Source organism: Psychrobacillus lasiicapitis, assembly GCF_006861795.1.
Classification (GTDB): domain Bacteria; phylum Bacillota; class Bacilli; order Bacillales_A; family Planococcaceae; genus Psychrobacillus; species Psychrobacillus lasiicapitis.
The window spans coordinates 290,079-316,139 of sequence record NZ_VDGH01000004.1 but is presented as its reverse complement, the minus strand read 5'-3'; the positions used below and the strand labels follow the sequence as shown (position 1 = coordinate 316,139).

At 36.6% G+C, this 26,061-nt stretch carries 23 protein-coding genes; 3 read left to right on the top strand and 20 right to left on the bottom strand.

Annotated features, from left to right (window positions below):
* Positions 1-26: 26 nt before the first annotated feature.
* The 7 genes from FG382_RS09055 to FG382_RS09025 form a co-directional block, all read right to left on the bottom strand.
* Positions 27-467, bottom strand: coding sequence for a BrxA/BrxB family bacilliredoxin (locus tag FG382_RS09055; protein ID WP_142538568.1), 441 nt, complete (start codon positions 465-467; stop codon positions 27-29).
* Between the two features lie 43 nt (positions 468-510).
* Complete coding sequence (gene meaB / locus FG382_RS09050; RefSeq protein ID WP_142538567.1) at positions 511-1,602, bottom strand: methylmalonyl Co-A mutase-associated GTPase MeaB; 1,092 nt, start codon at positions 1,600-1,602, stop codon at positions 511-513.
* Positions 1,602-3,758, bottom strand: a complete 2,157-nt coding sequence (scpA, locus tag FG382_RS09045; protein WP_142538566.1) for a methylmalonyl-CoA mutase — start codon at positions 3,756-3,758, stop codon at positions 1,602-1,604. Before scpA ends, meaB begins: the two co-directional genes overlap by 1 nt.
* Positions 3,745-5,379: a methylmalonyl-CoA mutase family protein gene (locus FG382_RS09040; protein WP_211356382.1), complete on the bottom strand. Its 1,635-nt coding sequence runs from the start codon at positions 5,377-5,379 to the stop codon at positions 3,745-3,747. Before FG382_RS09040 ends, scpA begins: the two co-directional genes overlap by 14 nt.
* Before the next feature lie 243 nt (positions 5,380-5,622).
* Positions 5,623-6,747 (bottom strand): Ger(x)C family spore germination protein, encoded by a 1,125-nt coding sequence (locus FG382_RS09035; protein ID WP_142538564.1) that lies wholly within the window; start codon positions 6,745-6,747, stop codon positions 5,623-5,625.
* Positions 6,744-7,838: a GerAB/ArcD/ProY family transporter gene (locus FG382_RS09030; RefSeq protein ID WP_142538563.1), complete on the bottom strand. Its 1,095-nt coding sequence runs from the start codon at positions 7,836-7,838 to the stop codon at positions 6,744-6,746. The genes FG382_RS09035 and FG382_RS09030 overlap by 4 nt, the downstream gene beginning before the upstream one ends.
* Positions 7,835-9,199, bottom strand: a complete 1,365-nt coding sequence (locus FG382_RS09025) for a spore germination protein (RefSeq protein WP_188713316.1) — start codon at positions 9,197-9,199, stop codon at positions 7,835-7,837. Before FG382_RS09025 ends, FG382_RS09030 begins: the two co-directional genes overlap by 4 nt.
* A 190-nt stretch (positions 9,200-9,389) precedes the next feature.
* Here FG382_RS09025 and FG382_RS09020 point away from each other — a divergent pair, with 190 nt between their 5' ends.
* Positions 9,390-10,082: a ZIP family metal transporter gene (locus FG382_RS09020; RefSeq protein ID WP_142538562.1), complete on the top strand. Its 693-nt coding sequence runs from the start codon at positions 9,390-9,392 to the stop codon at positions 10,080-10,082.
* Between the two features lie 51 nt (positions 10,083-10,133).
* Here the strand turns inward: FG382_RS09020 and FG382_RS09015 are convergent, their stop codons facing one another.
* The 3 genes from FG382_RS09015 to FG382_RS09005 all read right to left on the bottom strand — a co-directional run bounded on the left by FG382_RS09015 (position 10,134) and on the right by FG382_RS09005 (position 13,733).
* The gene (locus tag FG382_RS09015) at positions 10,134-12,125 is read right to left on the bottom strand and encodes an ABC1 kinase family protein (protein ID WP_142538561.1); all 1,992 of its coding nucleotides are present in this window, start codon (positions 12,123-12,125) and stop codon (positions 10,134-10,136) included.
* Positions 12,126-12,318: 193 nt separating this feature from the next.
* Positions 12,319-13,443: a DUF2812 domain-containing protein gene (locus tag FG382_RS09010; protein WP_142538560.1), complete on the bottom strand. Its 1,125-nt coding sequence runs from the start codon at positions 13,441-13,443 to the stop codon at positions 12,319-12,321.
* Complete coding sequence (locus FG382_RS09005) at positions 13,440-13,733, bottom strand: PadR family transcriptional regulator (RefSeq protein ID WP_142538603.1); 294 nt, start codon at positions 13,731-13,733, stop codon at positions 13,440-13,442. The genes FG382_RS09010 and FG382_RS09005 overlap by 4 nt, the downstream gene beginning before the upstream one ends.
* Before the next feature lie 484 nt (positions 13,734-14,217).
* On the opposite strand from FG382_RS09005, the gene FG382_RS08995 reads away from it, so the two are divergent.
* Positions 14,218-14,808 (top strand): hypothetical protein, encoded by a 591-nt coding sequence (locus FG382_RS08995; RefSeq protein ID WP_142538558.1) that lies wholly within the window; start codon positions 14,218-14,220, stop codon positions 14,806-14,808.
* A gap of 37 nt (positions 14,809-14,845) precedes the next feature.
* On the opposite strand, the gene FG382_RS08990 is transcribed toward FG382_RS08995, so the two are convergent.
* From FG382_RS08990 to FG382_RS08955, 8 genes are all read right to left on the bottom strand, one after another.
* Positions 14,846-16,081: a sensor histidine kinase gene (locus FG382_RS08990; RefSeq protein WP_142538557.1), complete on the bottom strand. Its 1,236-nt coding sequence runs from the start codon at positions 16,079-16,081 to the stop codon at positions 14,846-14,848.
* Positions 16,082-17,052: 971 nt separating this feature from the next.
* Complete coding sequence (locus tag FG382_RS08985) at positions 17,053-18,525, bottom strand: protein adenylyltransferase SelO (protein ID WP_142538556.1); 1,473 nt, start codon at positions 18,523-18,525, stop codon at positions 17,053-17,055.
* A 58-nt stretch (positions 18,526-18,583) separates the two neighbouring features.
* Complete coding sequence (locus tag FG382_RS08980; protein WP_142538555.1) at positions 18,584-19,126, bottom strand: D-glycero-alpha-D-manno-heptose-1,7-bisphosphate 7-phosphatase; 543 nt, start codon at positions 19,124-19,126, stop codon at positions 18,584-18,586.
* Between the two features lie 173 nt (positions 19,127-19,299).
* A complete protein-coding gene (locus FG382_RS08975) occupies positions 19,300-20,076 on the bottom strand; it encodes an STAS domain-containing protein (protein WP_142538554.1) in 777 nt (258 codons plus the stop codon).
* Between the two features lie 67 nt (positions 20,077-20,143).
* Positions 20,144-20,578 (bottom strand): NUDIX hydrolase, encoded by a 435-nt coding sequence (locus FG382_RS08970; protein WP_142538553.1) that lies wholly within the window; start codon positions 20,576-20,578, stop codon positions 20,144-20,146.
* 174 nt (positions 20,579-20,752) lie between these two features.
* The gene (locus tag FG382_RS08965; RefSeq protein ID WP_142538552.1) at positions 20,753-21,190 is read right to left on the bottom strand and encodes a GNAT family N-acetyltransferase; all 438 of its coding nucleotides are present in this window, start codon (positions 21,188-21,190) and stop codon (positions 20,753-20,755) included.
* Positions 21,191-21,213: 23 nt separating this feature from the next.
* On the bottom strand, positions 21,214-21,672 hold the full coding sequence (locus FG382_RS08960; RefSeq protein WP_142538551.1) for a GNAT family N-acetyltransferase: 459 nt from the start codon (positions 21,670-21,672) through the stop codon (positions 21,214-21,216).
* A gap of 119 nt (positions 21,673-21,791) precedes the next feature.
* A complete protein-coding gene (locus FG382_RS08955; RefSeq protein ID WP_142538550.1) occupies positions 21,792-23,045 on the bottom strand; it encodes an MDR family MFS transporter in 1,254 nt (417 codons plus the stop codon).
* A 99-nt stretch (positions 23,046-23,144) separates the two neighbouring features.
* On the opposite strand from FG382_RS08955, the gene FG382_RS08950 reads away from it, so the two are divergent.
* A complete protein-coding gene (locus FG382_RS08950; protein WP_142538549.1) occupies positions 23,145-24,794 on the top strand; it encodes an ABC transporter substrate-binding protein in 1,650 nt (549 codons plus the stop codon).
* Between the two features lie 94 nt (positions 24,795-24,888).
* On the opposite strand, the gene FG382_RS08945 is transcribed toward FG382_RS08950, so the two are convergent.
* Positions 24,889-25,725 (bottom strand): aminoglycoside phosphotransferase family protein, encoded by an 837-nt coding sequence (locus FG382_RS08945; RefSeq protein ID WP_373287598.1) that lies wholly within the window; start codon positions 25,723-25,725, stop codon positions 24,889-24,891.
* A 91-nt stretch (positions 25,726-25,816) separates the two neighbouring features.
* Complete coding sequence (locus tag FG382_RS08940; protein WP_142538547.1) at positions 25,817-25,978, bottom strand: DUF2197 domain-containing protein; 162 nt, start codon at positions 25,976-25,978, stop codon at positions 25,817-25,819.
* Between the last annotated feature and the right edge of the window lie 83 nt (positions 25,979-26,061).

Genomic DNA, 26,061 nt, shown 5'->3' with positions numbered 1-26,061 from the left:
AATGCTTTCGCTGTTTTGTACTTGTATTAAACTTCTTCACAGTGTTCTTCAAATAATCCTTGAAGATGTGTAATAACAGATGTTGGAGCGTGCCCTTCGATTTCGTGACGACCAATTTCTGCCACTGGTTGTCCATCTTTTAGTAATACAAATGAAGGGGATGAAGGTAAATGATCTTCACCAAAAATATTACGTGCTTGTTGCGTTGCTAATTTATCTTGACCCGCAAATACCGTTACAAGATGGTCTGGGCGTTTATCGTAATGGACTGCGTTCGCTGCTGCCGGACGAGCGATGCCACCTGCACAACCACAAACAGAGTTAATCATTACGAGTGTTGTACCTGGACGAGATAGAGCCGCGTCCACTTCTTCTGGTGTTGTTAATTGCTCATAACCACTAGTTTCCATTTCTCCACGAGCTTGCATAACCATATCATTCATCAATAAATTAAAATCCATATTCATTGTTCAACACTCCTTTTCAAGCTAGTTTCATTTTATCAGATTACTATTTAGAATTCGAGGAAAATAACTCATCAACTGCCTGTGAAACAGTGATCTGTTCGCCTCTCACTAATTGTTCTAATTTCTTCATTGATTGTTTCTTTTCAGTAGAAGAGAAAAAGTCATCATACAACCGATCGATGATCATTGTTTTATACCAATCAACCGTCTGTTCTTTCCTTCTCTGTACCCAAACGCCATTTTCTAGCATGCTTTTTTGGAAAGACAAGATTGTGTCCCACACGACATCTAGTCCCTTTTTATATAGGGAGGAAACAGCTAGTGCTGGTGTTGTCCAATTGGGTGTAGAAGGTGCTAGAAAGTGAAGTATTTGTTTATATTCTGCCACTGTTTTTTTGGCGAGCTTTTCATTCACTCCATCTGCCTTATTGACTACAATAGCATCAGCGAGCTCCATTATCCCTTTTTTCATCCCCTGCAGTTCGTCTCCTGCCCCAGTCAGTGCTAAAAGTAAAAAGAAATCAACCATTCCCCGAACAATTGTTTCGCTTTGTCCGACCCCTACTGTCTCCACTAATATGACATCATATCCAGCTGCTTCACATAAAAGCATCGTTTCGCGAGATTTTTTATGGACTCCGCCCAGCGTCCCTGCAGATGGAGAGGGTCTAATAAATGCATTAGAGTTTTTCGCTAGCTCTTCCATCCGCGTTTTATCGCCAAGAATACTACCACCAGTTAAAGACGAACTCGGATCAATCGCAAGTACGGCTACTTTATAGCCTTGGTCACAGAGCATTTTTCCAAAAGCTTCGATAAATGTACTTTTCCCAGCTCCCGGGACACCAGTTATTCCAATTCGAATACTGTTACCTGTATGTGGTAAAAGTTGTTTTAATAAATGCTGACCAATTGCCTGCTGATCACTTACTGTACTTTCAATAAACGTAATCGCTTTTGCTAGATGTAATCTGGACCCGTTACGGATTTCGCGAATATACTCGTCTTCATCTATAACAAGTGCTTTCTTTTTCGCAAATTTTTTTACAATAGCTTTCCCCATACCATCATGCTGCGATTTAATCCCACTCATGACATGCATTGAAGTTTCCTTATTTTCTCTCGATTCAGCCATTAGCCTTCTTCTTCCTCATAACCCAATCGTTTATATACTTCTTCGATGACTTTTTGAGCAGCAACAGGAATAACTGTACCAGGACCAAAAATTGCTGAAGCTCCATTTTCACGTAAAAACGCATAATCTTGTGCAGGGATTACTCCGCCAACCACGATTAAAATATCTTCTCGACCTAGTTTTGCGAGTTCTTCACGTAAAGCGGGAACAAGTGTCATATGACCAGCCGCTAATGAACTTACCCCTACTACATGGACATCATTTTCCACTGCTTGTTGCGCCGTTTCAGCCGGTGTTTGAAATAAGGGGCTAATATCGACGTCGAATCCTAAGTCTGCAAATGCTGTTGCAATGACTTTAGCACCTCTGTCATGCCCATCTTGGCCCATTTTGGCGATCAGAATACGAGGACGTCTTCCTTCGTTGTCACGGAAATCTTCTGCCATTTGTTTGACTGCTTCTATTTCTTCTGCATCACTAAAGTTTGCACTATATACGCCGCTCACTGAACGAATCACCGCCTTATGTCGTCCGGCAACATATTCAATTGCATCGGAGATTTCTCCAATCGTTGCACGTTTTCTAGCTGCATCCACCGCAGCTGCTAATAGATTTACTTCACCTGTTTTTGCTGCTTCAGTTAAGGCCTTAAGTGCTTTTTGTACTGCTTCTTCGTCGCGATTTGCTTTTACTTCTGCCAAGCGTTCCATTTGTTTTTGACGCACGACTGTATTGTCGATATTCAAAATATCAATGGCATCTTCTTGTTCTAAACGATATTTATTGACTCCGATAATGATTTCTTTTGAAGAGTCAATTTGCGCTTGTTTTTTCGCAGCTGCTTCTTCAATTTTCATCTTCGGCAGTCCAGTTTCAATTGCTTTTGCCATGCCGCCAAGCTCTTCGATTTCTTCGATTAGTGCCCAGGCTTTTTCCATCAATTCGTTTGTCAGTGTTTCCACATAATACGAACCGCCCCAAGGATCAATTACTTTAGTCATATTCGTTTCTTCTTGTAAAAACAGCTGCGTATTACGTGCGATTCGGGCAGAGAAGTCGGTGGGAAGTGCTATCGCCTCATCTAGTGCATTCGTGTGAAGTGATTGCGTATGCCCCATTGCAGCGGCATTTGCTTCGACTAGAGTTCTCGTTACATTATTAAATGGATCTTGCTCCGTTAAACTCCAGCCGGATGTTTGAGAATGTGTACGTAGCGCCAATGTTTTTGGATTTTTTGGGTCAAAGCTAGCCATCATTTGTGCCCAAATTCTACGAGCAGCGCGCATTTTTGCTACTTCCATGAAATAGTTCATACCGATCGCCCAGAAGAATGAAAGTCTTGGTGCGAATGAATCAATTTCAATGCCGGCTTTTAAACCTGTCCGAACATATTCCAAACCATCTGCTAAAGTATAAGCAAGCTCAATATCTGCAGTAGCTCCCGCTTCTTGCATATGATATCCAGAAATCGAAATCGAGTTGAACTTCGGCATATACTTGGCAGTATATGCAAAAATATCGGCAATTATTTTCATCGACATATCTGGTGTGTAAATATACGTGTTTCGAACCATGTATTCTTTTAAAATATCATTTTGAATTGTCCCTGCAAGCTGCTCTGGAGTTACTCCTTGCTCTTCAGCAGTGACAATATAAAAGGCTAGTATCGGTAAAACGGCTCCATTCATTGTCATTGACACGGACATTTGGTCGAGTGGAATACCACTAAAGAGAATTTTCATATCTTCTACAGAATCGATAGCAACTCCCGCTTTTCCAACGTCCCCTGTCACTCGTTCATGATCCGAATCGTAACCTCGGTGAGTAGGTAAATCGAATGCTACCGACAAACCTTTTTGTCCCATTGCTAAGTTTCTTCTGTAGAAAGCGTTACTTTCTTCCGCTGTTGAAAATCCTGCATATTGACGCACAGTCCATGGTTTTGCCACATACATCGTTGGATAAGGTCCCCGTGTATTTGGCGCGATTCCTGGTAAATCATTTAAATGCTGCACATTGCTTCGGTCAGATTCTTCATATACTTTTTTTAGCTCGATTCCTTCATTTGTTAAAAAGGAATCTCCTTGTTGTGGACTATTCGTTGATTTTTCTATTAGTTTTTCGATAGAAACGGCTGAATAATTAGGCGTTGACATTGGAATCCTCCTTTTGCGCAAGTGCTAGCAATTGTTGTCCCTTTTCAAGTAATGACTGTCCGGCAAAAATGCGTCCAGACAAACCAGCTTCTAACCAGTCTTCATACTCCTCGAATTTACCTGCCACATCCATTGGAACTGACAATTGCTCATTCAATAATGCAGGAACTAAACCTGTTGTTTGCTCGTCATTTCCGACAAAGATGAGATAGTCAATACGTTGTTCATCAATCCACTTTTGTAAATCGAACGGTTTTAAGTTTTCCGGTGCAACAGTTGGAGAAATACCTAATGCGACTAAATAACCGCTAACGAAATCCATTCGCGCTTTATATTCTTTTAATAAACCATATGGAATAATAGCTGTGTTTAATGGTTTTTGTTGAAATGCTTGTCTTAGCTGTTCTAATGGTTTGGCAAGACGTTTATAATCTATCTGTTTAATAGCTTCCGGTAATATATCAGCTGGATTTGCGTAAATATTCGTTCCGATAAGCGATTTTTTTCGAGTAGCTAGTAGAGCAAGCTGCTGCTGCCATTTTTCATGTGCTCGAGCTAAAAGCTTGGATTCTCTATCTTCTAGCGTTACTTCCTTCATTAACTTTAAAAAATAATCCCATGCTTTTTCCACTAGTTCTTTCGTTAAACTCTCCACATAGTAAGACCCACCGGCCGCATCAATCACACGCTGTATATGCGTTTCTTCTTTTAATACGAGTTGCATATTACGCGCGATTCGATTAGATGTCGGTGTAACTTTTGTTAAATAATCATGTGGGTACGTTGTTACGCTGTCTGCTCCTCCAAGCACCGCGGCAAGCGCACTATTTCCTGCACGAAGAATATTAACATATGGATCTAGTACTGAAAATGAACGCAATGAAGTTTCCACATGCACAGGAATTGCTTCTAGATTAGGCTGTCCAAATCCTTCGCCAAAAGCTTGCCAAAGCACACGAAAAGCACGAATTTTTGCTATTTCCATAAAGAAATTTGTATCTACCGAAAACTGAACGAATGCCTTTTGAACAAGCTCCCCTATGCTTGTTTCACGAGCAAGTGAATCTGCCTGTACAAGAACACTCGCCAGTTCACTGACAGCGTCTCCTCCCGCTTGATGAATGCTTGAGCCATTTAAGAAAGTCGTTCTAGCATGTAAAGTAGTAGCATTTTTTGCTCCCTTCACTAAACCATTTAACTCCGTGAAGTGGTCCAAAAAGGACGGATTGTTTGTTACATCTAAAATAGCCTTATGTTCGGATAATAGACCTTTCCATTCCTCTATTTGCTCAGCATTCCATACATGTTCTTTTTCCACTTTATAATGAATGACATCATTGCCTTTTCCAAGCGATTCTTTTATATCCATTAAAACTTCCTCACTTGTAGCACCCTCTGCAAGTTGCGCGATGGACCATTCGGAAGAATTTTTCGCTTGTCTTACAATATCCGTTTGTGAAACAGGTATAAATGCCGCATCAGCTAATGAATAAAGCGGTTTCAAAATGATATCCTCTAAAGTTTTTGTAGAAAGGGAGTCTAATGTTTTCCCTTTTAGTGATTTAAGTGCTGTTTGTTCCCAATCACCGAGTGTTGCTCTATTAAATATTGTTTGTTTCATTTTATCTATTGTCATATGAACGCTCTCGCTTCCCCCTATGTAAATAAAATTAACTTAATTATATATTAACGGACAACGATTACATTAGAAAGGGAAACTTCCTCAGAAGTCTGAAGAAAGAGCAAAAGTACTGGAGCCTGGACGGAAAAGTTCTTGAAGAAAGTTTTCCGTAAATGATAATTTTTATAATTTTCTACTAAACGAAAAATCCTCTCTCATAATCGAAAGAGGATTTTTCGTTTTTTACTCAATTGCTCCCGTACCTTTAAGCTCTACATCAACGCTTACGTCAATCGGTAAATCTGGATATGCTTTTCGCCATTCAGAAATCGTGTTCTTATTATAGAGCACCATCGACCTATACCTTAAACCAAAGCCTATCGGGTCAAAATTTTCTTTTTGAACGGTAGTGAGAAAATCTATGATCTTTTTTTTCACTGCTTTTGAAGCTATCTGGTCATACTCCTTTAGGTCTTTTAAGGATAGGTTTTTATTTGACTGACCAATTACACCAACCATTTTTACGTTCATATTAATGGATGTTGGTTTTTCATCGACCATTATAATCTTATAATGTATCTTTGTTCTTTCCATATTAAGGATTAATTTTAAATCATCTGATTCTGCTTTATAACTAAATCCACTCATTCCATTTACGATAGTATTGTAATACTTTGATTCCTCAGCGTCTAATTCGAGCGGTTTTGTTTCCTCTTTCACAACTAGAGATTTATTGACTATTAACTCTTTTCTATCTTCTGATGCCTCTACAAGCGGTACTACTGCATCTATCCCATCCGACAACATATTTCTTCTAAATTCATAAAGGAAAGTAGAGGTGATGAAAGGACTATCCGTACCACTAGTACCAAAAAAGTTTATAAGAGTAGAGGATACTGCCGATTCGGCAGCAGGTTCAACTCGTAAAATAGATTCGGCAGAAGGTTTAGCAGCAGCTACCCATGCTATTAACTGAATATCACTCCGTCTCACAAAATAATCCATAAAATCCTTTATATTCTCTTGTAATAAACCTTCATTAATAACGATCATTTTGGTATGCCCAAATTCTAGTACTTTATCGGTGTGCGTCTCCAAAATTCGGATTGCTTCTGCAAGTGTTTCTCCTTCATACACTAAATATTCATAGTTAGGACCAGTAGATGATTTAATGGAAGCGACTGGTAAGGATAGTTTTAATGTTATTTTATAACCCCCTTTTTCCTTTTCCGAAGGGTCTACACCAATACCCGTTACGAAAACTCGCTTATCAATATCTTTAAATCCACACCCTGCCAATATAGAAACACATGAAAAGTATATAGCTACAACAACGATTACTTTAAAACTCTTGAATCGACGCTTCATAGTTTCGCTCTCCTTTTCACAAGAACTAAGGAACTGATTAATACGACGAAAAAAATTGGTATAGACCCAAAGAAATAATTGGATAAGGAAAATAGTTGGTACTGTGTCAATTTTCTTGTTAAAACTAAAGAAATGATGCCAAATATAACAACGAAAATATAAGGTGCCAACATTTTATCTTTCCATTTCAAACGTTTAAATTGAAAAATACTTTCTAAAAGTTTTAAAGCCACATGCCAATGCAACAATAAACTAACAAAAGCGATTCCCAAAAAAGCGAGGATGAAAATAAAAATAACTCGTTCTATTAAACCATATTTCATGCGAATCGAATCACTCGTGGATATCCATGGAAAAGTAAGTTCTGCTATCTGTTCCACCCCGTTATACCCAATAGGGACAAAAAAAGTAGTAAACAATATGGCAGCTCCTGATAACCCAATAACCAGGACTTGTTTCCATCCCATTTTATGCTTTTTTGTGAAAAGTTCGTTAAAAATGACTAAATCTGCAATTCCCATAAATATGTAAAGAGCAGCACCAAATGCCCAATAAGAGGGAACATGGTTTATATGCATCATGGCAATCTTGATAAAATCCCAGTCTAGTTTGGGGTTCACATAAAATTTTATCAATAAAAAGAAAATTAAAGGAACAAATAAAACGAGCACAATTTCTGCCATATACAACATACTTCTAGATTTCATCAATATTCCAAAGGATATAACCAGAACAAAGGCTAAGGTTGTTATAACAATGGATGTTTCTGGTGCAAAAAAAGTGATAAATAGAAATACATACGTAATGAGGGTAATAAGTCCAGCACCAAACCAACATAAAAATAGATAAAAAAGCACCGGGTAAGCAAACCATTTAGGTGTATATTGTTTCAACATATCCGGAAAGCTTTTACCCGGGAACGCGTTGAATAATTTAACTAGAATAAACACGAATATTGTTCCAATAATAACAGCGGCAAACATAGAAGGAATTGCACCAGTTTTGCTTTCAAATAAAAGTATTTTAGGCACAGAGGCAACGATATTAGAAATCATCGTTAAAAAAATTAAATAATAAAGAAAACGACTCATTCGCTTTTCACCCCTTTTTCACTCCTTCTACTCTTCCAATACATTTTTAAATAAGGTTCGCCAAAGCTTTCCTTATTTATTAAAAACATAAGAATCCCTAAAAAGCCCAATATGAAACCGACTGTACCAAAAAAAGTTGTAAAAGCGAGTAGAATATATCTGCAAAATCTAATTGAAAAACTCATTTCGTTAATAGGAATAACGAAACTCGAGATAGCGACCGCTGATACGATGATAATCATGATATTGGAGGTTAGCGCTGCTTCAGTAGCTGCAGATCCCAATATTAAACCACCAACCGTGGTAGCTGTGGCACTAATAGCTTTTGGCAGCCTAATACTCGCTTCAGTTAATAGTTCCATAAAAATAAGCATAAATAACACTTCGATAAAAGATGGATAAGGTACTCCAATCCTACTCCCCGCAACAGTTAAAGCGAGCTCTGTTCGGAAAATGTCAGGATTATACGAAGTAATGGCAACATATAGAGCAGGCAATATTAAACAGGTTATGAGCCCAAAATATCGAAGTACGAGCGTAAACGAAGTAATCCAAAATAAATGATAGTTATCTTCCATGGACACCATAAAATCAAAAAAGACGACTGGAGCTATTAAAGCGTGTGGACTTCCGTCAATCATAATTATGACTTTTCCAGCATCCAAATTATAACAAATACGATCAGGCCTCTCTGTCAGCATTAATGTTGGAAACAAAGTAAACTTCTTTCCATTTAAGTACAGTTGAAGTTCCCCCGCAGATTGAATAAGCGGTGAATCTAATCCTTCCAGCCTTTTCCGAATCGTTTTTAAAATGGCTGGCTTTACAGTTTGATCATCGTAAATTATAGCAATGTCATTATGCGTTTTATCTTTTAACTCTAAGATTTCAATCTTCAGAGTGGGCTCCTTATACCGGTGTCGTATTATATTCAAGTTGGTAAGAATATCCTCGCTTAATGCTTGCTGAGGTCCATATACAGTTGGTTCCATAAGCGTCTGCTGAACTGTACTCGTGTTTACCTTCTTCACATCTATTAGAAAAAATTGATGCTGAACCGCTATTAAGACACTTCCCTTTGTAAGCTCAAGAGGGATTTTTTCTTCTGATTTAATTTCTAGAATATCAGGCGACGATTGAACATAAGACGCATAATGTTGCATCGACTTCATTTCGAAAAAAGGCTTAATAATCATATTTTGTAATTTATCGCCGTCTACTGCTGTTTTTAAATAAAGTAAGAATGCTGCCTCTTCTTCTAGCTGTAAAGGGATTAGCAAAACATCAAAAGAAGGACTCAGTTGCTCCTTAAGTTCACTCATCAACTTAGGAGGATTCGGTTTCTCTTTTAAATTTGTCATGTACAAACCTCCAGGAAAGAGAATCTTCGATAAGCATAGGTTAACCGAAAGAGCACTTTTCAATCCTATTAGCAGGAAATATACATGCTTTCATTGAAGAAAATTTATGATCAGGAATACATACACTTACACAAGGAGCATATATTTTGTAAATAGAGTTCAAATTTATTTCATCAAAGGGAATGATATATTGAGTGCAATAGTTCTCGGGGGAATTCTTTTTATAAGTATGGTTATCGGAGCTGGAATGGCTTGGTTAATCGCCACTATATTTCAACATTCCAAGGAAGGTTTGGCTCTTTTATGCGGGGGATTCTTAGTAGGAATACTGGCACTCGATCTTATCCCATCTGCAATAAATGCATACAAATTACCTGGAATAGCGCTTGGGATACTCATCGGATTTATATTTCTATTACTAGTAAACACATCATTCCACTCTTCTAACCAACATAAACCGTCTGTCTATTTGCTAACGATCGCTCTTTTTATACATACCATTCCCTTGAGTTTAACTATTGGAAATTTACTAGAGGATTCTTCTTTCGCTCGCTCCATCACAACTTCTACCATTTTGCATCATATCCCGGAAGGCTTTGCGCTTACTTCTGTATTTGTTTCACAGGGTCAGAAAATAATAAACTTATTCCTATGTTTTATTAGTTTATCTTTCTGTTTTAGTATGTTTATTTGGATTGGCAACCATATACATCTCGACATGAAGGCGCAAAGTATCCTTTTAGGCATATCTATTGGACTTATTGCTATTACTAGTGTTAATGAATTTATTCTACGTAATATAAAGGTCATGTCTACTAGATCAGCCGCAACCTTTATCCTATTAGGGTATCTTCTAAGTGTAGTATTTCATGTAGTATTCTAATTAAATCTCAAAAAACGCAAGAAGGAGTTCTAATCCTTCTTGCGTTTTTATCTAGCCTCGCTTCATCAATCTTATCGCCTGAATCGATAACCGGACGAGTAGCACTGCACATAAGAATAACCCAACATACGCAGCACTGTTTAAATATACTGCATATGGTGCTTCGATGAATTGTGCGATTGCTAAAAGCGATACCGATAAGATGCCAAATGTAATACCAACAAACAATAATACAAATCGGGAAAACAATTGTGTCACGAACATCGCATTCTTTTTATCTGAGAATATATCGTGATGTAACGTAATTTTTCCACTTTCTACCCGTTGCATAAGCTTATCCACACGTCGAGGAAGCTTACGAAGAGCAGGTAATAACAATGCTAACTCTTCTTCCAATCTCTCTTTTGTAGCAAGCGGTTCTTTAAACGGTCTTTTAATCATGGAAGTAATATAGTGTTTAGAGAATTCTTTTGCTTCATTAAATAAATTAAAATCAGGCTGTATCAAACGCAACGTCCCATCTAAAGTGATAAACGAGCGTAATGCTAAGCCTACCGAAGGATAGAAGGATAAACCAAAATCTCGAATAACTTCAAAAAAAGAATGTATTAATTCGTCCGTTTGTATCCGTGGAACATACGAGATACGTAACAAAATTTGAGCCATCGCCTGCTCCATTTTCGCTTGGTCTATATGTTCATGATCTTCTACGAGTTGTGTAATAGCATCGTATAAAATATTTGCGTCATTTTGCTGAATTCCCATCAGAAATAACTTAATACCTTCTTGCTGAGGACCTGCTAATCGTCCAACTGCTCCGAAATCCAACAAAATAGGAGTTCCATCTACTTCGTCGATAAAAATATTTCCTGGATGTGGATCCGCATGGAATATTCCTGAAAACAACATTTGCTCAAAAAAAGAAAATAATACGGTTTGAGCAAACTCTTCCCTATCTACCTGCAAAGTAGTGAATAATGCATTTCCGGTAGCGACGCTTTGTCCATGAACAAATTCAGAGATAATTAACTGATTGTTGCTAAACTCTGAATAGACATGAGGAATCTTCAATTTGTACGGACTATTTCTTAGGGCTGTCTTCACCTGCATCGTATTCCGCATCTCAATATCAAAATTTACTTCTTCGCGCAAACTCGCTGCAAATCCAATCGCCAATTCTCTGAATCCTAAGTTTTCTGCCCATGTAGATTTATCCGACACCCATTGCGCAAATTCTACTAATATATTCAAATCATCTCGCATCATATCTTTTACATCCGGACGCAGCAATTTGACGACTACTTGTTCCTCGTTCTTTCGTAATACTGCTCTATGTACTTGTCCAATGGAAGCAGCCGCAATTGGGTTCATATCAAATTGTGAAAACACTTCCTCCATCTTAAATGGTAATGACTTTTCCAATATTGTTTTTACTTGTTCGCTAGAAAGCGGCCGTACGTTTTGTTGAAGCGTTCCTAATTCTTGAACAAAAGCCTTTGGAAAAATATCATTGCGAGTAGAAAGCACCTGACCAAATTTGATGAAGATTCCTCCAGACTCCTCGAGCGTATCTCGAAAAGCTATCGCTAACTCATGGTCGTTTTCTCTATGTCTTGCATATTTTAACGTTCGAGAAATTCCATTTTTCACAGCAATTTGTACAACCTGGCGCAATCTTTTTTGACTTCTCCACTGGTTTCGCAAACGTAATAACAGCGATTTTTGCCTCGGTAAACGCTCCCCTTTTTCACCGATTGCCATTGGATCAAACAATTCGAAAAAGAGATAAAGGAGCATCGAAATAAGTAACATACTGCCGATCCAAATAATCGTTCGTACATCCATAAATACATAAACATCTTCTAAAAAATCTGTACCTCGCAAATACGAATACCAATAGACAAGAGAAGTAAACGCTACACTAATAAAAACGGACATGATTCGTTTCATTAGATTAATTTGCGAGCCCATCAATCGACCACTCACATAAAAAATAAACATAGCTATGATGAGTACTTGAATGATTATTTTTACATAAACCATAAATCACACCCCATTCACTTTCCTCTATGTACCCACTAATTCAGTTTATTAATCGAGTTCTTTTTAATATATTATCACTGAATCTACAAAAATACCTATCGCACTCATTTGGTTCGATAGGTATTTTCGTTTTATTTTCAGCAGATACTAATCCCATATACCGCTTATAAATTTATATTCAATAGTTTTTGGCTTATTGCTCTAACGCCTTTATCGTTTTTCGGTAACTGATTAAAATTTGACCGAATTTATAAATCCAATATAATAATGCGAGAAATAATAAAGGTCTCATCACTCCGCCATAACTCCAAGCAACAAAATATTCGTCTTTTATTAGGATATTCATATAAAAAGAAAAGGATAAGATGAGGATAAGATAGATACTCATGCCAAGATTCATTTTAAAAGCTCGTTTAATCGATTGTCTTTGTTCTTGTTTATCATAGGAGAAACGAGGGATCTCTTCTTCCTCTTCATAATGTTTTGCCCAAATTGAATAATTTAATAGCGTCATGTTGGAGGAATACTTAAGCTTCCACCCCATTTCTTTATGCGTTGCAAAATAGGAAGGCTGTACCTTATATTCGAACATACATTCATATTTTATATGATTAGGATCTGTTTTTCTAAATGTAAAAATGGAAGCTCTGACTCTTTCTAGTTCATATCCTTGTTTTGCAAGACCTTCTAACCATTCTCTTGTATCATCTAATTGATACATCCAAGCTCCTCTGAATTTACGCATTTTTTTGCCGAGAGGAATTGAATCGATAGCTACATCCATCTCGTTAATCTCAAAACGACGATACGCTCTAAATACGTAAATAGCAAAGCTAGCGATCGCTACAATTCCAGTTAAAGGAAGTATGAACAGCCATAAATTTTCAAGTGGAACTTCCTCCCCTGTCTGTACTGACGAAATAATTGATATTAACATAATTGGTAGCATCGATGTGGAAACATAAAAGGTAGCGATAGCGCTCATTACGTATGCATGTGTGCGATTTCTTTTCACAAGAGCATCTCTTGTTGGATACAGCCGTACTGTCTGCTCTTCATTCACTAGAAATAACCATTTTCCGTTAGATAAAGCAACTGACCAGCCTGCTTTTTGCAGAGTTTGGGGAAGAGTATTAGTCTTTGAAGCATATTGAATACGATAAATTACCTCTTTCGACTCCCCTTTTTCAAAGATAAAAGTTCGTGTCCACCGGTTGACGCTTGTTAAATGCCAACCTTCCCCTGCCATTTTGGATAGCCATTGCTCCGTTTTCTCGATATTGTAGCTCCAAAGCCACTTCACTTTCTTTTCAATCATTGAAAGTCCCCCTCGAAACGTAATACATTGTTATGTAATTCTTTCAATCGCTTCATTTCTACACGCATCAGCTTCTTACCAATATCAGTTATTTCATAAATAGTTTTACGTTTTTCATCTGCATAGATTGTAATAATTTCATCTCGTTGCATTTTAGTTAATGTACCATAAATGGTACCAGAGCCTAATGTAAGCCGACCTTCCGTCATTTCTTCAACTCGTTTAATAATGCCGTACCCGTGCCTTGGTTCAGTTAAGGAAAGCAATATATAAAATGCCGTTTCTGTCATCGGCACATATTTCTTAATCACTTTTTCCACTAATTCACCCTCTTATATGTCATACCACGACTATGTCGTATTATGACTATATCACAACGTGACATAAACATGCAAATCCAATAAAATGAAACTTCAATCAGAGGAGGGCGACGCACAGGACGTGCTAGTGGGGACGTTGCGACATGGACGTTGCGCTTTTAGTCCCTGTCATCCCCCACTGATTGTTAGTTGTGTCCCACACGATGTGGGTCACACAGACGTTGCAAACGCTCTTTTATTTTGCGACGAGCTTTGCCCAGAAGCAACACGATATTGCTTACTTAGTCTGGGATCATTTCATCGGGCGCATGCCAGCAGTTGATCTCCCACTTATCTTTTCGCTTTTCTTAAATCTTGAAGTGGGAGTCTTACTGCCCGTTAATGCGGGATAAAATATTTTCTCGTCTCTTTGCATACAATAAAAGACTTGTCCCAGTAAGAAAGGAGATTTACTTTGTCAGAAAATAGGAAGGATCCTTTTTATCAACAATGGTGGTTTATCATATTAATAATTATTTTAGCGGTAGGCATTATTGAAAATGCATTTGATGACAGCGACCAAGCTAAGATGGAAAGGGCAGACGCGATTACAGCTGCTTTTCAAGAGGAAGCAGTGAAGGAAAAAATAGTGGAGAACAAGCCGAAACCAGATGTAATTGCAGAACATTTGATCAAAAAAAGATTCGGATTCACAAAGGAAGAAAAAGAAAATACGATGATATCTGCTGAATATGAAGATGGGGTCGTGGAAGTAATTATAGTGGCAAACAAAGTTTTAACTGCGAAAACACTCAAACAGGCTTCGTTGACTACAGCTTTTGATTATATGCAATCCATGAAATCTCGTCCAGATGTAAACCAGGCTAATTTCATCGTTCAAGCACCACTCACGGATCCATTTGGCAACGTAAAGACTGAAGATGTGATGATTGTGCTCATGAGTAGGGAAACATTAGATAAGGTAAACTTTGAACATTTCAAAGTTGGAAATTTTAGTAAGGTATCCGATAGTTACTGGGAACATCCTACCTTAACTGTTAAATAAAATAGGATGTGCATAGACACATCCTATTTAATCACCTTTATGTAGGAATAGCGATAGTAAATGTTGTACCCTCACCTACTTTGCTTTGGACATCAATATTCCCATTTAGCTTAACGATCGTTCCGTACACGAGTACCATACCAAGACCAGTTCCCTCTTTTGTAAAGGAATAGTACGGTTTACCTAGGTGATAGAGATCCTCCTTTGTCATACCGACCCCTTCATCCACTATTCGAATAACGATATTCTTCCGTTCCTCTATTACGGAAATAGAAAGAATACCTCCTTTTTCTTTCATAGACATGATTCCATTATTAAGCAAGTTCAGCAAACATTGCCTTATCTGATTTTGGTCATAGTTCTTTTTTAATGAATTAGAAAAATGGAAGCGGATTTCTACATTATGGAGACTCGCAACCGGCTGTAACATATCCTTTACATATTGAATTTCTTCCTTCAAATCCGAATAAATCATATGCTCTGACTGAGGCTTTGAAAATGCCAAATAGTCATTTAAAATTTTTTCCGCTTGCATCACTTCTTTTAAAGAGTAATCGATATACAATTGATCTTTATCTGTTTTTGTTTTAGATATGGCTAACAATTGTAGAAACCCTTTCGTCGCCGTTAATGGATTCCTTAATTCATGTGAAAAGCTTGCAGAGAGCTCTCCCATGACATGAAGCTGCTCCGCTAAAAGAAAATACTCTCGATGTTTCTTATTGGAAATTATTTTTTCTATTAGAATTAGATTTATCATCATGAAACTTGCTTTAATTATCAATGCATAAAAAGCTAATGTCCAAAATTCAGAAGTTATTTTTTCCAAAAATAGGGACAACGTTAACAAGTAAACTAAAACTCCTATAACCGCGCTGTAAACGCCAACTATAACCCGTTTATTTGAGTCATATTCTTGAAAACGCTTAGTTAGGAGTGGCAACAAAATAAAAGTAGCTGTCGCTAATAGAAATGACTGAAACGTCCCTTCCCCACCAATCATAAATCGCTGTATATTTAATAATACATACATTGGAAATAAACCCTTATATCCACCGTATAACGCTACAATTGTAAATGGGATATATCGTAAATCATAAAGTATACCAGCTTCCAGTTTAAACGGATAATTCATACATAAAATCATCGAGATAGCGAAAAAAAGCAAGAAAATCAGCTGCTCATATTTTTTTTCAGTACTATCAAAAAAGAGATTAATAAGTAAAATTGGTAAAATAATAAATAATATATTGACCAAAAAGCTTTCTAGCATTTTTTATTCTCCTATCCCCCCATATTAAGAAATGCCCGGTCTGGAAGATTTATTTTATTTGTTACTTCGATAAAGATAAAGTTCGTTGTAATCAAATATATCAAAGCTACTCGTCCCTCTGCAAGACACTTTTAGAATTGTTTCTGATGTTATCATTTCACCTTCTAAATATACATTAAATTCTGATAAATGCACTTTTATTCTTGCATCATAATTTCCACTGTTTATATTAAGGAAGTGAATTCACTTTTCATAAGTCTATTTCCACAGCCATAATATTTTTTAGTCCGAGGATCTTCTTCGTTTTTTTCAATACATTACCAATGCTTCCATAACAGTATTTACCGAGTCGAAGTTTCCGGGATTATCCCTTCCTAATTTTCGCTCCTTTTCTAGATAGAAGCTTTTAATACTATCGATAAACTTGGTAATTTATTTATTTCCTCTTTTGTCCGTTCGGTTGTTTCTTCAAGATTTGAGTCGTTTTACGTTTTACTGAACACTAGTTTTAACTTGTTTTCATTTATTCCATATACTTTTCTAAGGAGGTGGCTGTATCATTTCTTATTTGCTGCAAAGATTATTTATTTAGCCATAGGTTTGAATGTAGGATCGCTATCCAAGTTAAAAGCTCCCCCAAGTCAATCAAAATAACGACTTTTAGATGAGTCCTTCATTATATTATCTTTAGTCAAGAAGCCAACATAAAAATAGATTAAGTACTATTAAAACTCTATTCATTAATGTAACTACTACTGTAAAGAAGCATCTTTGGATTTTATAAGTCCTGATATTGAAGTTATAAACAAAAAAGACTGAGTTGATATCTTTATCAATCAGTCTTTTAAGCGAGATTTTAGTTCAATTAACCCTTTTGTCATGGCGTCTTTTTATTTGGTTAGAAAGACACCATCTTTTTCTATTGCATTTAATATGATATAAACAATATTTTCAAGCAGATGAACGTAATCTTACGTTCCGCAGAAAGTTTGATACTTACAATCAGATTGCACAGGCAACGTAATGTAATCAACTTGTTCTTGAGAATACGCAAAAGGATCAGATAGAATTTTCAAAAGTTGCTCCATCACAGTTAAATCCCCTTCCTCTGCTGCACTTAAAGCTTCTTCAACACGGTGGTTGCGTGGTATTACCGCTGGATTGCTTTTACGCATAAACTGATATGCAGATTCTCTTGACTCATCCTGAGCATTTATTCTTTCCTGCCATTGTTCATACCAGCTGTTAAATTCCTTCTTTCCAAATAAAATGATGTCTTCCATTTTATCCAAAGTTAATGCTCGGAATGTATTTGTATAATCTACTCCATACTTTTGCATCATGCCGAGGAGTTCTTTAATAAGCGCTTCATCTTCAGCCTTTTCATCAAATAATCCTAATTTAGCTCGCATCCCGGACATCCAATGAGCATAATACAGTTCAGGAAAAGCCTGAAGCGCTTTTTCGGCCAGTTTATACGATTCCTCTTTGTTTTCATGAAGCAACGGCAATAAGCTTTCTGCAAAGCGTGCTAAGTTCCACCCGCCAATATTCGGCTGATTGCCATATGCATAGCGCCCTTGAGTATCAATGGAACTAAACACCGTCTTCGGGTCATACACATCCATAAAAGCACAAGGACCATAATCGATTGTTTCTCCACTAATGCTCATATTATCCGTATTCATCACTCCATGAATAAAACCAACGAGTTGCCATTTGGCAATCAGCTCCGCTTGTCGCTTGATTACTTCCTGAAGAAGAGAAAGATACCTATTTTCATCCATTTCAACTTCTGGAAAATGCCGTTGTATTGTATAGTCAGCCAACGTACGAAGCTCTTCGATACTACCCCATCTTGCAGCGTATTGAAAAGTACCAACACGCAAATGACTTGAAGCTACTCGAGTTAATATAGCTCCGGGCAATATTGTTTCACGGTTAATTGCTTCTCCAGTTGTCACTACGGCTAGACTTCGGGTAGTAGGAATCCCAAGACCGTACATCGCTTCACTAATGATATACTCCCTTAACATTGGTCCAAGGGCGGCTCTACCGTCTCCTCCACGAGAATACAGTGTTCTTCCTGCACCTTTAAGCTGAATATCAAAACGCTCATTAGCAGGTGTAATTTGCTCCCCAAGGAGCGTAGCCCGTCCATCTCCTAACATATTAAAATGTCCAAACTGATGTCCCGCATAAGCTTCGGCTATCGGAAAGGCTCCTTCTGGTACTTTGTTACCTGCAAGTTCAGCTACCCCATCATCACTTTTTAATGACTGGACGTCTAGACCTAATGTTTTCGCAAGTTGTTCATTTAAAATCGCTATCTTTGGTGCACGCACGGCATTTAAGTTTTGTTTTGTAAAAAACACTTCTGGTAGACGAGTATAACTATTATCGAAATTCCATCCATTTTCGTTTGTTTCTTTTTTCTGTGTCATCGTATCTCCTTTTCTCATTCGTCTTTTTATTAGTCTTCTTTACCCTCTCGAGCAGAACTTAAATCCGGCTTTCTCTCGAAGTTGCATCTTTAATAATCCAGTCAGCAGCAGTTATTAGGTTTGGGAAAACGGCATCAGCAAGCGGGTCACTTTTACCCAAGTATACTCCTTTTGTTCCTGCCTTTTTTCCTGCTATGATATCTGTATCGGTATCTCCAACCATATAAGATTGGGATAAATCAATATCGTATTTTTGACCAAGATCTTCTATTAGTTTGCTATTTGGCTTACGACAAGCACAACCCGCTTTCGGTTTATGCGGACAATAAACGGCTTCTTGAATATTTGCCCCTTCTTTCTTAAGTTCTGCAATCATATGGTTATGAATTTCTTGGAGTTGTGATTCCTTCATAAATCCAAGGCCCACACCGCCTTGATTCGTTACAACAAATATGTAATCAAAGAAAGCATTCAATTTCTTAATTGCTTCTGGCACTCCCGGTAGAAAATAAAGCTCCTTTGGTTTGTTCACAAATTTAACCCGATCCGATAGTACTTCATTTATGACGCCGTCTCTATCCAAAAATACCGCTTTGTTCATTTACTTCACGCCTTCCAGTCGTCTAAGCAACCCTTTTGTACTTAAGATTCCCAAGAGGATTTATAAAATACAGCAGAATTTTTGGCTATACTAAGGATAAAGGTTAAATTAATATGCAGAAAAAAACGAGCTGGGAAATGTATTACCATGCTCACTGGATTTTGGATAGGAATTTAATTAAAGGAACGATTTTCTTGTAGCTTCATAATATACTTTAAACCTTGATGTGCATCAACAAAAGTAACTATACTACCTAACGTTCCTATTCTGACTGCCAACTCAGGCTTAATACCAACTATAATGCATTGTACTCCCAATAATTTTAAACACTCGTGCAATTTTTGAAGGGTTTGTCTCACGCTGTCATCAAAATTGCCAATACCACTGAGACTCACCATAACAAATTCTATACCTTTTGAAATACATTCCTCTAATACAACTGGTATTAATGTCTCTCCTCGAAACGCATCAAATTCCCCTACAAGCGTAAGAGCTATGGTGTTATTCCATATATGCAGCATTGGAGTAGATAATTCACTGACTTTATCCTCTAATTTCTTTGCTTCATCCGCTTCGCTCGTAACATCCATGAGCATTACCATGTAACCCACAATCTCCTGATTTTGTTCTTGCATGCTCTTTATTGGTGTTATTACAATATCCGCAATAAATTTATTCTTTATATTGATCCTAGCTCTATGGCCCTTTTCTAATCCTGACATCACTTCACGCTGGTAACTAGGTTCTTTGTGAAAGAAATCCATGTTCAAGCCAATAAAATCATCTGAATTGGAAAGATTATACCAAGGAGCTATTGAATTTAGTGATTTTCTAGCATAAGTATTTAACCAAATTATTTTGTAGTTTATATCTGCAATAATAATATTTTCGCCAATACTATTTAGAGCATCTGTACCAGTAATATTTATTGGTAATAATTTATTGTTCACAATCCTGCCACCTTTTTTTGATATAACTTTATTATATACCTATTTGATCTCCCTTTAATACCAGACATCAAAAGTTATCCCTTTCTCTAAGAATATATGGCACTGTATTTCTGTCCTTTATCAACCCTTTAATATCACTGGAAATATGTATGTATTTTTCGGCTTGTTTAACATCCATCCATGTAACTTCTTCAATTTCTTCTGGAAACGAAATATTTATTTCCCCACTAATTATTTTTCCAGTAAAAGTAAAGAAAATAGCATGGTGTCCTCTTTCTTCAAAAAATGCTTCACTTACAGAAAAAACACCATCCACTTGCACATCTAATCCCGTTTCTTCCTTCACTTCTCGTACTGCAGCTTCCTTTAGCGTTTCTCCTTTTTCCACTGCCCCTCCCGGAAGTGTATAGTAAGAATCTCCTGTCCCTTTGTTTTTTACCATTAATACGTTCTGTCCAAGTTCGTCAAACAAAAGTACATAGGACACATCTACTCTTTTCATGTTAGTCCCATTCCTTTCTAAACTGATATTTTTGCGTTTAAATGAATTTCTTTTTACCGTGAAATAATCAATGATAGTCGATAAATTAAACACATAGCTAATCCAATGAAAAGAGTTACAGACCATTTCTTTGATCGGTAACCCTTTCGTACTCCCATTTGCATCCTCTAAATGTTATTGTAGTTTCAAAGATTTTCTAAAGGAAAAGCACCATTTATCATAACCTATTTTTTCTTCATAAAAACGATGAGCATTACTCCGCTGTATGCCTGATTCTAGTGCCACATATTCAGCACCATTTCTTTTTGCAAAACTATGTATAAAACTTAATAGTTTCTCTCCGTATCCAAATGAACGATGTGAATGATCAGTTACCAAGTCATAGATGAAAATATGTCGTTTATTGTAAAAATTAGTTCTCCAGCTAAAACCGACTAAAGAAACAATTTCACGATTCTTATATAGAGCGTATAAGGTATATCCATCTTTTTTCATTTCTTCAAGTAACGCCAGATATGTCTCTTCTGTTAACTCGGTTCGCAACTGATTCATAACTGTAAATGCCTCTAAATATTGTGCCCGGCTTGTTAACTCTTGTATCGTTTCGGTCATATCGTTCCTTTTCCTTTCCAAGTTTACTGTTTTGTGTCTGCTATTTCTTCCAAATAAGCTTTAGCAGGAGCAGGATGTGTGTATCTACCCATCGCTGTTTTATGCTTTCGAAGCCCAAGTTTTTCATAAAATCCTTCTCTACCATGCGTTGCTGTTAAATGAAGAAAGAAAATATCACTACACTTTGTCAATAAATCCGTCATTACCATTTTACCTATGCCTATACCTTGAAAATCTGGATGAACAATAACATCATAAACACTTCCATAAAAGACTCCGTCCGTAACTACCCTTCCACATCCAATTAACTTACCATCTAGATAAACAAGTGAAACTAAATAGCTAGCTTTAAAAGCTTGTTGAAGCTTATGCTTAGGAAAACCGTCCCATTCAACCTCTACAAAAAGCTGTTCTAACTCATCCCAATCCAAATCATCTAATGTATTAACAATGGATACTTTAGAATCTATATTTAAATTCATCTTCCCACTTCCCCCTATAATCGCTTTTCCCTAATTCGGAACACTATTATATTCGATATATAAAACAATAAACCCTTTTTTTACTTCACAGCTATACGTGAACAGAGTGGAGAACTTAATTAATCAGTTACGTTCATTCTTTTTTTATTTATAAAAATGGCTTGATTTACAAATAGGCCAGTGTACACAAAGAAAATTCCTATCATTAAAATAATGCCAATATAAACAGACATCATGGTAGGGACTAAAAAAGCACCGATGATGATGCTTGATCGAGCGATTAAATCAGCTCCGCTAAACGAAATATTTGAAAAAGCAGAATAGGAACCTCTTTTATCTCCCGGAATCATATTTGCTTGCTCTGCATTTCTAACTGGGGAGTAAACTAATTCGCCAATTGTTGCGATTAGATTGAACAAAATCAGCATATACCAGGTATTTGCTGAAGTCACCGTAATGTATCCGATACTGTAAATAATCAGTCCAATCAATAACACCCTTTGCTTGTTGAACCGGTCAGTAAACCTATTGATCAAAAACGTGAAGCAAACCACGAGCAGCATATTTTCTATATTAAGTATACTTAACATACGTACACCGACTAGCTCAAATGCTCCAACTTGAACGGACTTGAATGTTTCTGCTAATCGGACACCTATATAGCTATTTAATGTAAATTCAGCGGAAAAGATAAACATAGAACCCACTACCACTTTGACAAAAGGAATATCTTGAAAAGCCACTTTATAATTTTGAAATAAATCAATGAATACATTTTCATAACGCTTTTCTAAAGTGTGTGTATGTTCATCAATCAACCAAATCTTATAAGCGATTGGAAGGATGATAGAAGTAAGAGTTAGCAATGTAAATAGCTCCATTTGGTGATTTATGTAAAGCAAGCCACCAAGTGCCGCTCCTATAGCCATCGATAAATTTACTAGCCAATAATCGAGTGCATACACTTCTTTTCTATTTTCTGGAGTAGTGGAATCAATAATAATAGCATGCATCGCCGGTCGACCAAGACTGCTCGTGATTATGTAGGCAACATACGCAATAGCAAATAGCCAAATAATATTGTCATTTGGAATTAAGCTTATAGTCATGAAGAAAAACATTAAACCACTTAAAAATGACGTAAACACTAGCACGCGTTTTCGTGGAAAACGATCTGAAATATAGCCGCCTATCAAACTCACAAAAAAACTGATGATAACTGTAAAAATTAAAAAGATACCAGCCCACACTTTATCTAACTCTTGGGCAAAAAATAAGGCCATAAAAGGCATTACTGCTGATGAGACCGCACGATTAAAAAATGATGTGATTAATCGTACTTTAATATTTTGTGGATACTTATTCCAAGACATGTTGTCAACCTCCTCTGTCTTATGTATATTAAACTAGACTCATCTATCTATAAATGGACACTTCAAATACTTATGTCCACTTTTAACAGGAGGCCTTTAATGGATAAACATTTACTGACTTTATGGCAGTCCATCTCTTCAGGTAGTATTAAACAAATAGAAATAGCCGATTTACTACAATTAAGCCCGAAGCAAACTGCTCGTTGTTTACAAAAGTGGACCAAAGAGGGATGGCTAAAATACATTTCTGGGCACGGGAGAGGGAATGTTTCTACACTTAAGTGGCTAAAAAACGTGGAAGCGATTTTCGAAGAGCAGGTAATGACAATGATTGACGAAGATCCTGTAGAGCTTAGCAGCAAATATTTAGTATTAGATTGGTCACCAGACAGTAAGCTTCGGTTGATGAATAAGTTCAAATCAAAATTTGGATACGATCAATCAACTAATGACAAACTTGTCATTCCTAGACGATACCCTTTTTTGACTATACATCCATTAAAAGCCGCCGATGTTAATAGCGCCAGCCTGGTTGCAAATATATATAATCGATTGGTAGCCGTCGATGAAAAAGGCTTCGTTTCACCTGAATTAGCTCATAGTTGGGATGTCAGTCCATCTAAAGTTCGACTCTATATGAAAAAAGATATTAAATTCCACGACGGTTCTATATTAACCGCTGAAGATGTAGTAACTTGCTTAGAAAAATTACGTACCTATCCACAATACCAACTACTATGGAGACCAGTTCAACAAATACAAATAGCAGCACCACTCGTAATTGATATTCATTTCCCTACTGGATGTAGCTATTGTCTGCAGATGCTGGGCACGATGAATGCAAGCATTTATAAAGAAACTAAAAGTGGATTGGTTGGCACAGGCTGTTTTTACATGGAAGATAACGACGAAAAGAAAACAACATTAGTAGCGTTTAAGGATTTTTTTGGAGAAAGACCTTTACTAGATATGATAGAATTTGTGCAAGTTCCAGAGGAGTTTGACGTAGTGTATCGATCCTCAGCACTAGAAGAGAATCACTCTACATTTCAAGTTGAAAGCGATTCTGGTTTTGGGATAGTAATGATGAATACATTTAGAAATTCTGCGATACAACGGAAGGAAATTCGTGATTATATACATTATATTATTGCGAAAAAACGACAGGAAATTGTCCGAACAGATCCTCGTAAACTGCCAAATCATAAAGGCTGTCTCATTGGGAAAAGTCAAAGCTACCCTATCCACAAGACAAGAAAGCCGGTTTTTACAGAACCTCTCGTTTTAAAATTAGTAAATTACACAGAAAATACAACGTTATGGTTGAAAAATTTATTAGAAGAGGAAGGCGTTCCAGTTGTAACGAAGTGGGTGTCTTTTAAGGACACAGTGATAAATAATAGTGCAAACGAAGAAGCTGATCTTTTTATACATGGTGAAGTATTTGAGATGAACCAAAACTTTTCATTTTTCTTTTTCCTACTGAATGGGTATTCAAAATTAGCTAGCATTCTCAAAAAAGAAAAGAAATTAGCTAGTTATTTAGAGGAATATATACATACCCCTTTTGAAGAATGGACTAATTTAAATCTAAAGGTAGAAAAAGAATTAATCGACCAATCCATTATTGTTCCTCTCTATTATGCAAAACGGCAAATACCTTTTTCCGCAGATTTGATGAATATTAACATTAAGCATTTTGGCTATGTAGACTTTTCAAAACTATGGGTACGTCCAGAATTAGAATAAAAAAGAAGGATGTGCAAGATTGCATATCCTTTATAGATTCGCTAACCTGGCGTTTAACATAAAAGAATGTATGAACAGCTTTGAGCAACTGATATTATCGTTCATTCGTTAGAATAGATTTTAAAGTAACATAATTTTCGTCAAAAAATTGTTGATGCTTTTGGATTCCACGCCTTTTACACCAACCAATCGAATTGAATGCATCCGTAAAGCGATAAAACGGTAGTACAATTTCTAAATCTATCAGCTGGCGAATTGTTTGATATCCTTTTTGATAAGCTTCTAAAGTGCCTGGGTTTTTCATAAAAATATCGCGGTTAATTTTTGTAAAATCCATTTCCGTCGAACCAAAGCGAGCACTCTCAAAATCTATAATTCCTGAAACTAGATTTTCATGGATTATTATATTTGCTGGACGAAAATCCATATGTATAAAGCTCGGTCCATCTGGATGAGGAAGCGATTTACGCTGTTTTTCAAATAGTTCTAGTGATTGTTCATATAAAGCCTCAGGAATCACATCTTTTACATCTTCGGCAAAACTGTAAAATTGGTTCTCAAGAAATGTGGACCATTGATCGTATACATTTGAAATTCCCTTATATGAATATTTTTTTTGTGGAGCTACTTGATGTAATTTTGCATGGTTAACGCCAATATCAAAAGCTAGTTTTTCATCCACTTTTTCGGAGAGTGGTTCTCCTTTAATGGTTGACAACAGAAGCGCTCCTGCTATTTCATCGTTCCCTTCCCAATATTCTAATAATCTAGGAACTTCCAGCGTATCACTTAGTATCTCTAACGCTTCGTATTCACGTGCTAATTTTACTTTAGAATAAGGTATTTTCAGATATACTATTTGTTGATTAATTTGCTTTATTTTATAAACTGTTGAGCTAAAAGAATCTGGAACATCTTCAATTGAAAGCACATTCAGTTTTAACTTTTTTATAATTTGATTTAGTTGTTGTATTTGATTTCACCCCTATCTTCTTAATCCTTACTGCTTTTCAAAACCTCGATTAAAATCTCATTTTTCTAGCATCGCTTTCAATTCTTTCCTTACAGGTAGGACACGAAAATTTCCCTTTCATATTGCGTTTAAACTTTTGATACTGCGGGTCATTGTCGTAAAGCTTGAACTCTTTTTTGCAAAACAAACAAGTGACTGTATAAAAAAGCATCTAACATCCTCCAGTTCAATTTCTTGTTTCTCCTACTACTCAAATATTCCAAAGGGAAAACGCAAAAAGAAACATTATAGCTT

Coding starts and splice junctions, on each gene's coding strand:
- FG382_RS09055 (WP_142538568.1), bottom strand. CDS start 467: ATGAATATGGATTTTAATTTATTGATGAATGATATGGTTATGCAAGCT.
- meaB (WP_142538567.1), bottom strand. CDS start 1,602: ATGGCTGAATCGAGAGAAAATAAGGAAACTTCAATGCATGTCATGAGT.
- scpA (WP_142538566.1), bottom strand. CDS start 3,758: ATGTCAACGCCTAATTATTCAGCCGTTTCTATCGAAAAACTAATAGAA.
- FG382_RS09040 (WP_211356382.1), bottom strand. CDS start 5,379: ATGAAACAAACAATATTTAATAGAGCAACACTCGGTGATTGGGAACAA.
- FG382_RS09035 (WP_142538564.1), bottom strand. CDS start 6,747: ATGAAGCGTCGATTCAAGAGTTTTAAAGTAATCGTTGTTGTAGCTATA.
- FG382_RS09030 (WP_142538563.1), bottom strand. CDS start 7,838: ATGAGTCGTTTTCTTTATTATTTAATTTTTTTAACGATGATTTCTAAT.
- FG382_RS09025 (WP_188713316.1), bottom strand. CDS start 9,199: ATGACAAATTTAAAAGAGAAACCGAATCCTCCTAAGTTGATGAGTGAA.
- FG382_RS09015 (WP_142538561.1), bottom strand. CDS start 12,125: ATGGTTTATGTAAAAATAATCATTCAAGTACTCATCATAGCTATGTTT.
- FG382_RS09010 (WP_142538560.1), bottom strand. CDS start 13,443: ATGATTGAAAAGAAAGTGAAGTGGCTTTGGAGCTACAATATCGAGAAA.
- FG382_RS09005 (WP_142538603.1), bottom strand. CDS start 13,733: ATGACAGAAACGGCATTTTATATATTGCTTTCCTTAACTGAACCAAGG.
- FG382_RS08990 (WP_142538557.1), bottom strand. CDS start 16,081: ATGCTAGAAAGCTTTTTGGTCAATATATTATTTATTATTTTACCAATT.
- FG382_RS08985 (WP_142538556.1), bottom strand. CDS start 18,525: ATGACACAGAAAAAAGAAACAAACGAAAATGGATGGAATTTCGATAAT.
- FG382_RS08980 (WP_142538555.1), bottom strand. CDS start 19,126: ATGAACAAAGCGGTATTTTTGGATAGAGACGGCGTCATAAATGAAGTA.
- FG382_RS08970 (WP_142538553.1), bottom strand. CDS start 20,578: ATGAAAAGAGTAGATGTGTCCTATGTACTTTTGTTTGACGAACTTGGA.
- FG382_RS08965 (WP_142538552.1), bottom strand. CDS start 21,190: ATGACCGAAACGATACAAGAGTTAACAAGCCGGGCACAATATTTAGAG.
- FG382_RS08960 (WP_142538551.1), bottom strand. CDS start 21,672: ATGAATTTAAATATAGATTCTAAAGTATCCATTGTTAATACATTAGAT.
- FG382_RS08955 (WP_142538550.1), bottom strand. CDS start 23,045: ATGTCTTGGAATAAGTATCCACAAAATATTAAAGTACGATTAATCACA.
- FG382_RS08950 (WP_142538549.1), top strand. CDS start 23,145: ATGGATAAACATTTACTGACTTTATGGCAGTCCATCTCTTCAGGTAGT.
- FG382_RS08940 (WP_142538547.1), bottom strand. CDS start 25,978: ATGCTTTTTTATACAGTCACTTGTTTGTTTTGCAAAAAAGAGTTCAAG.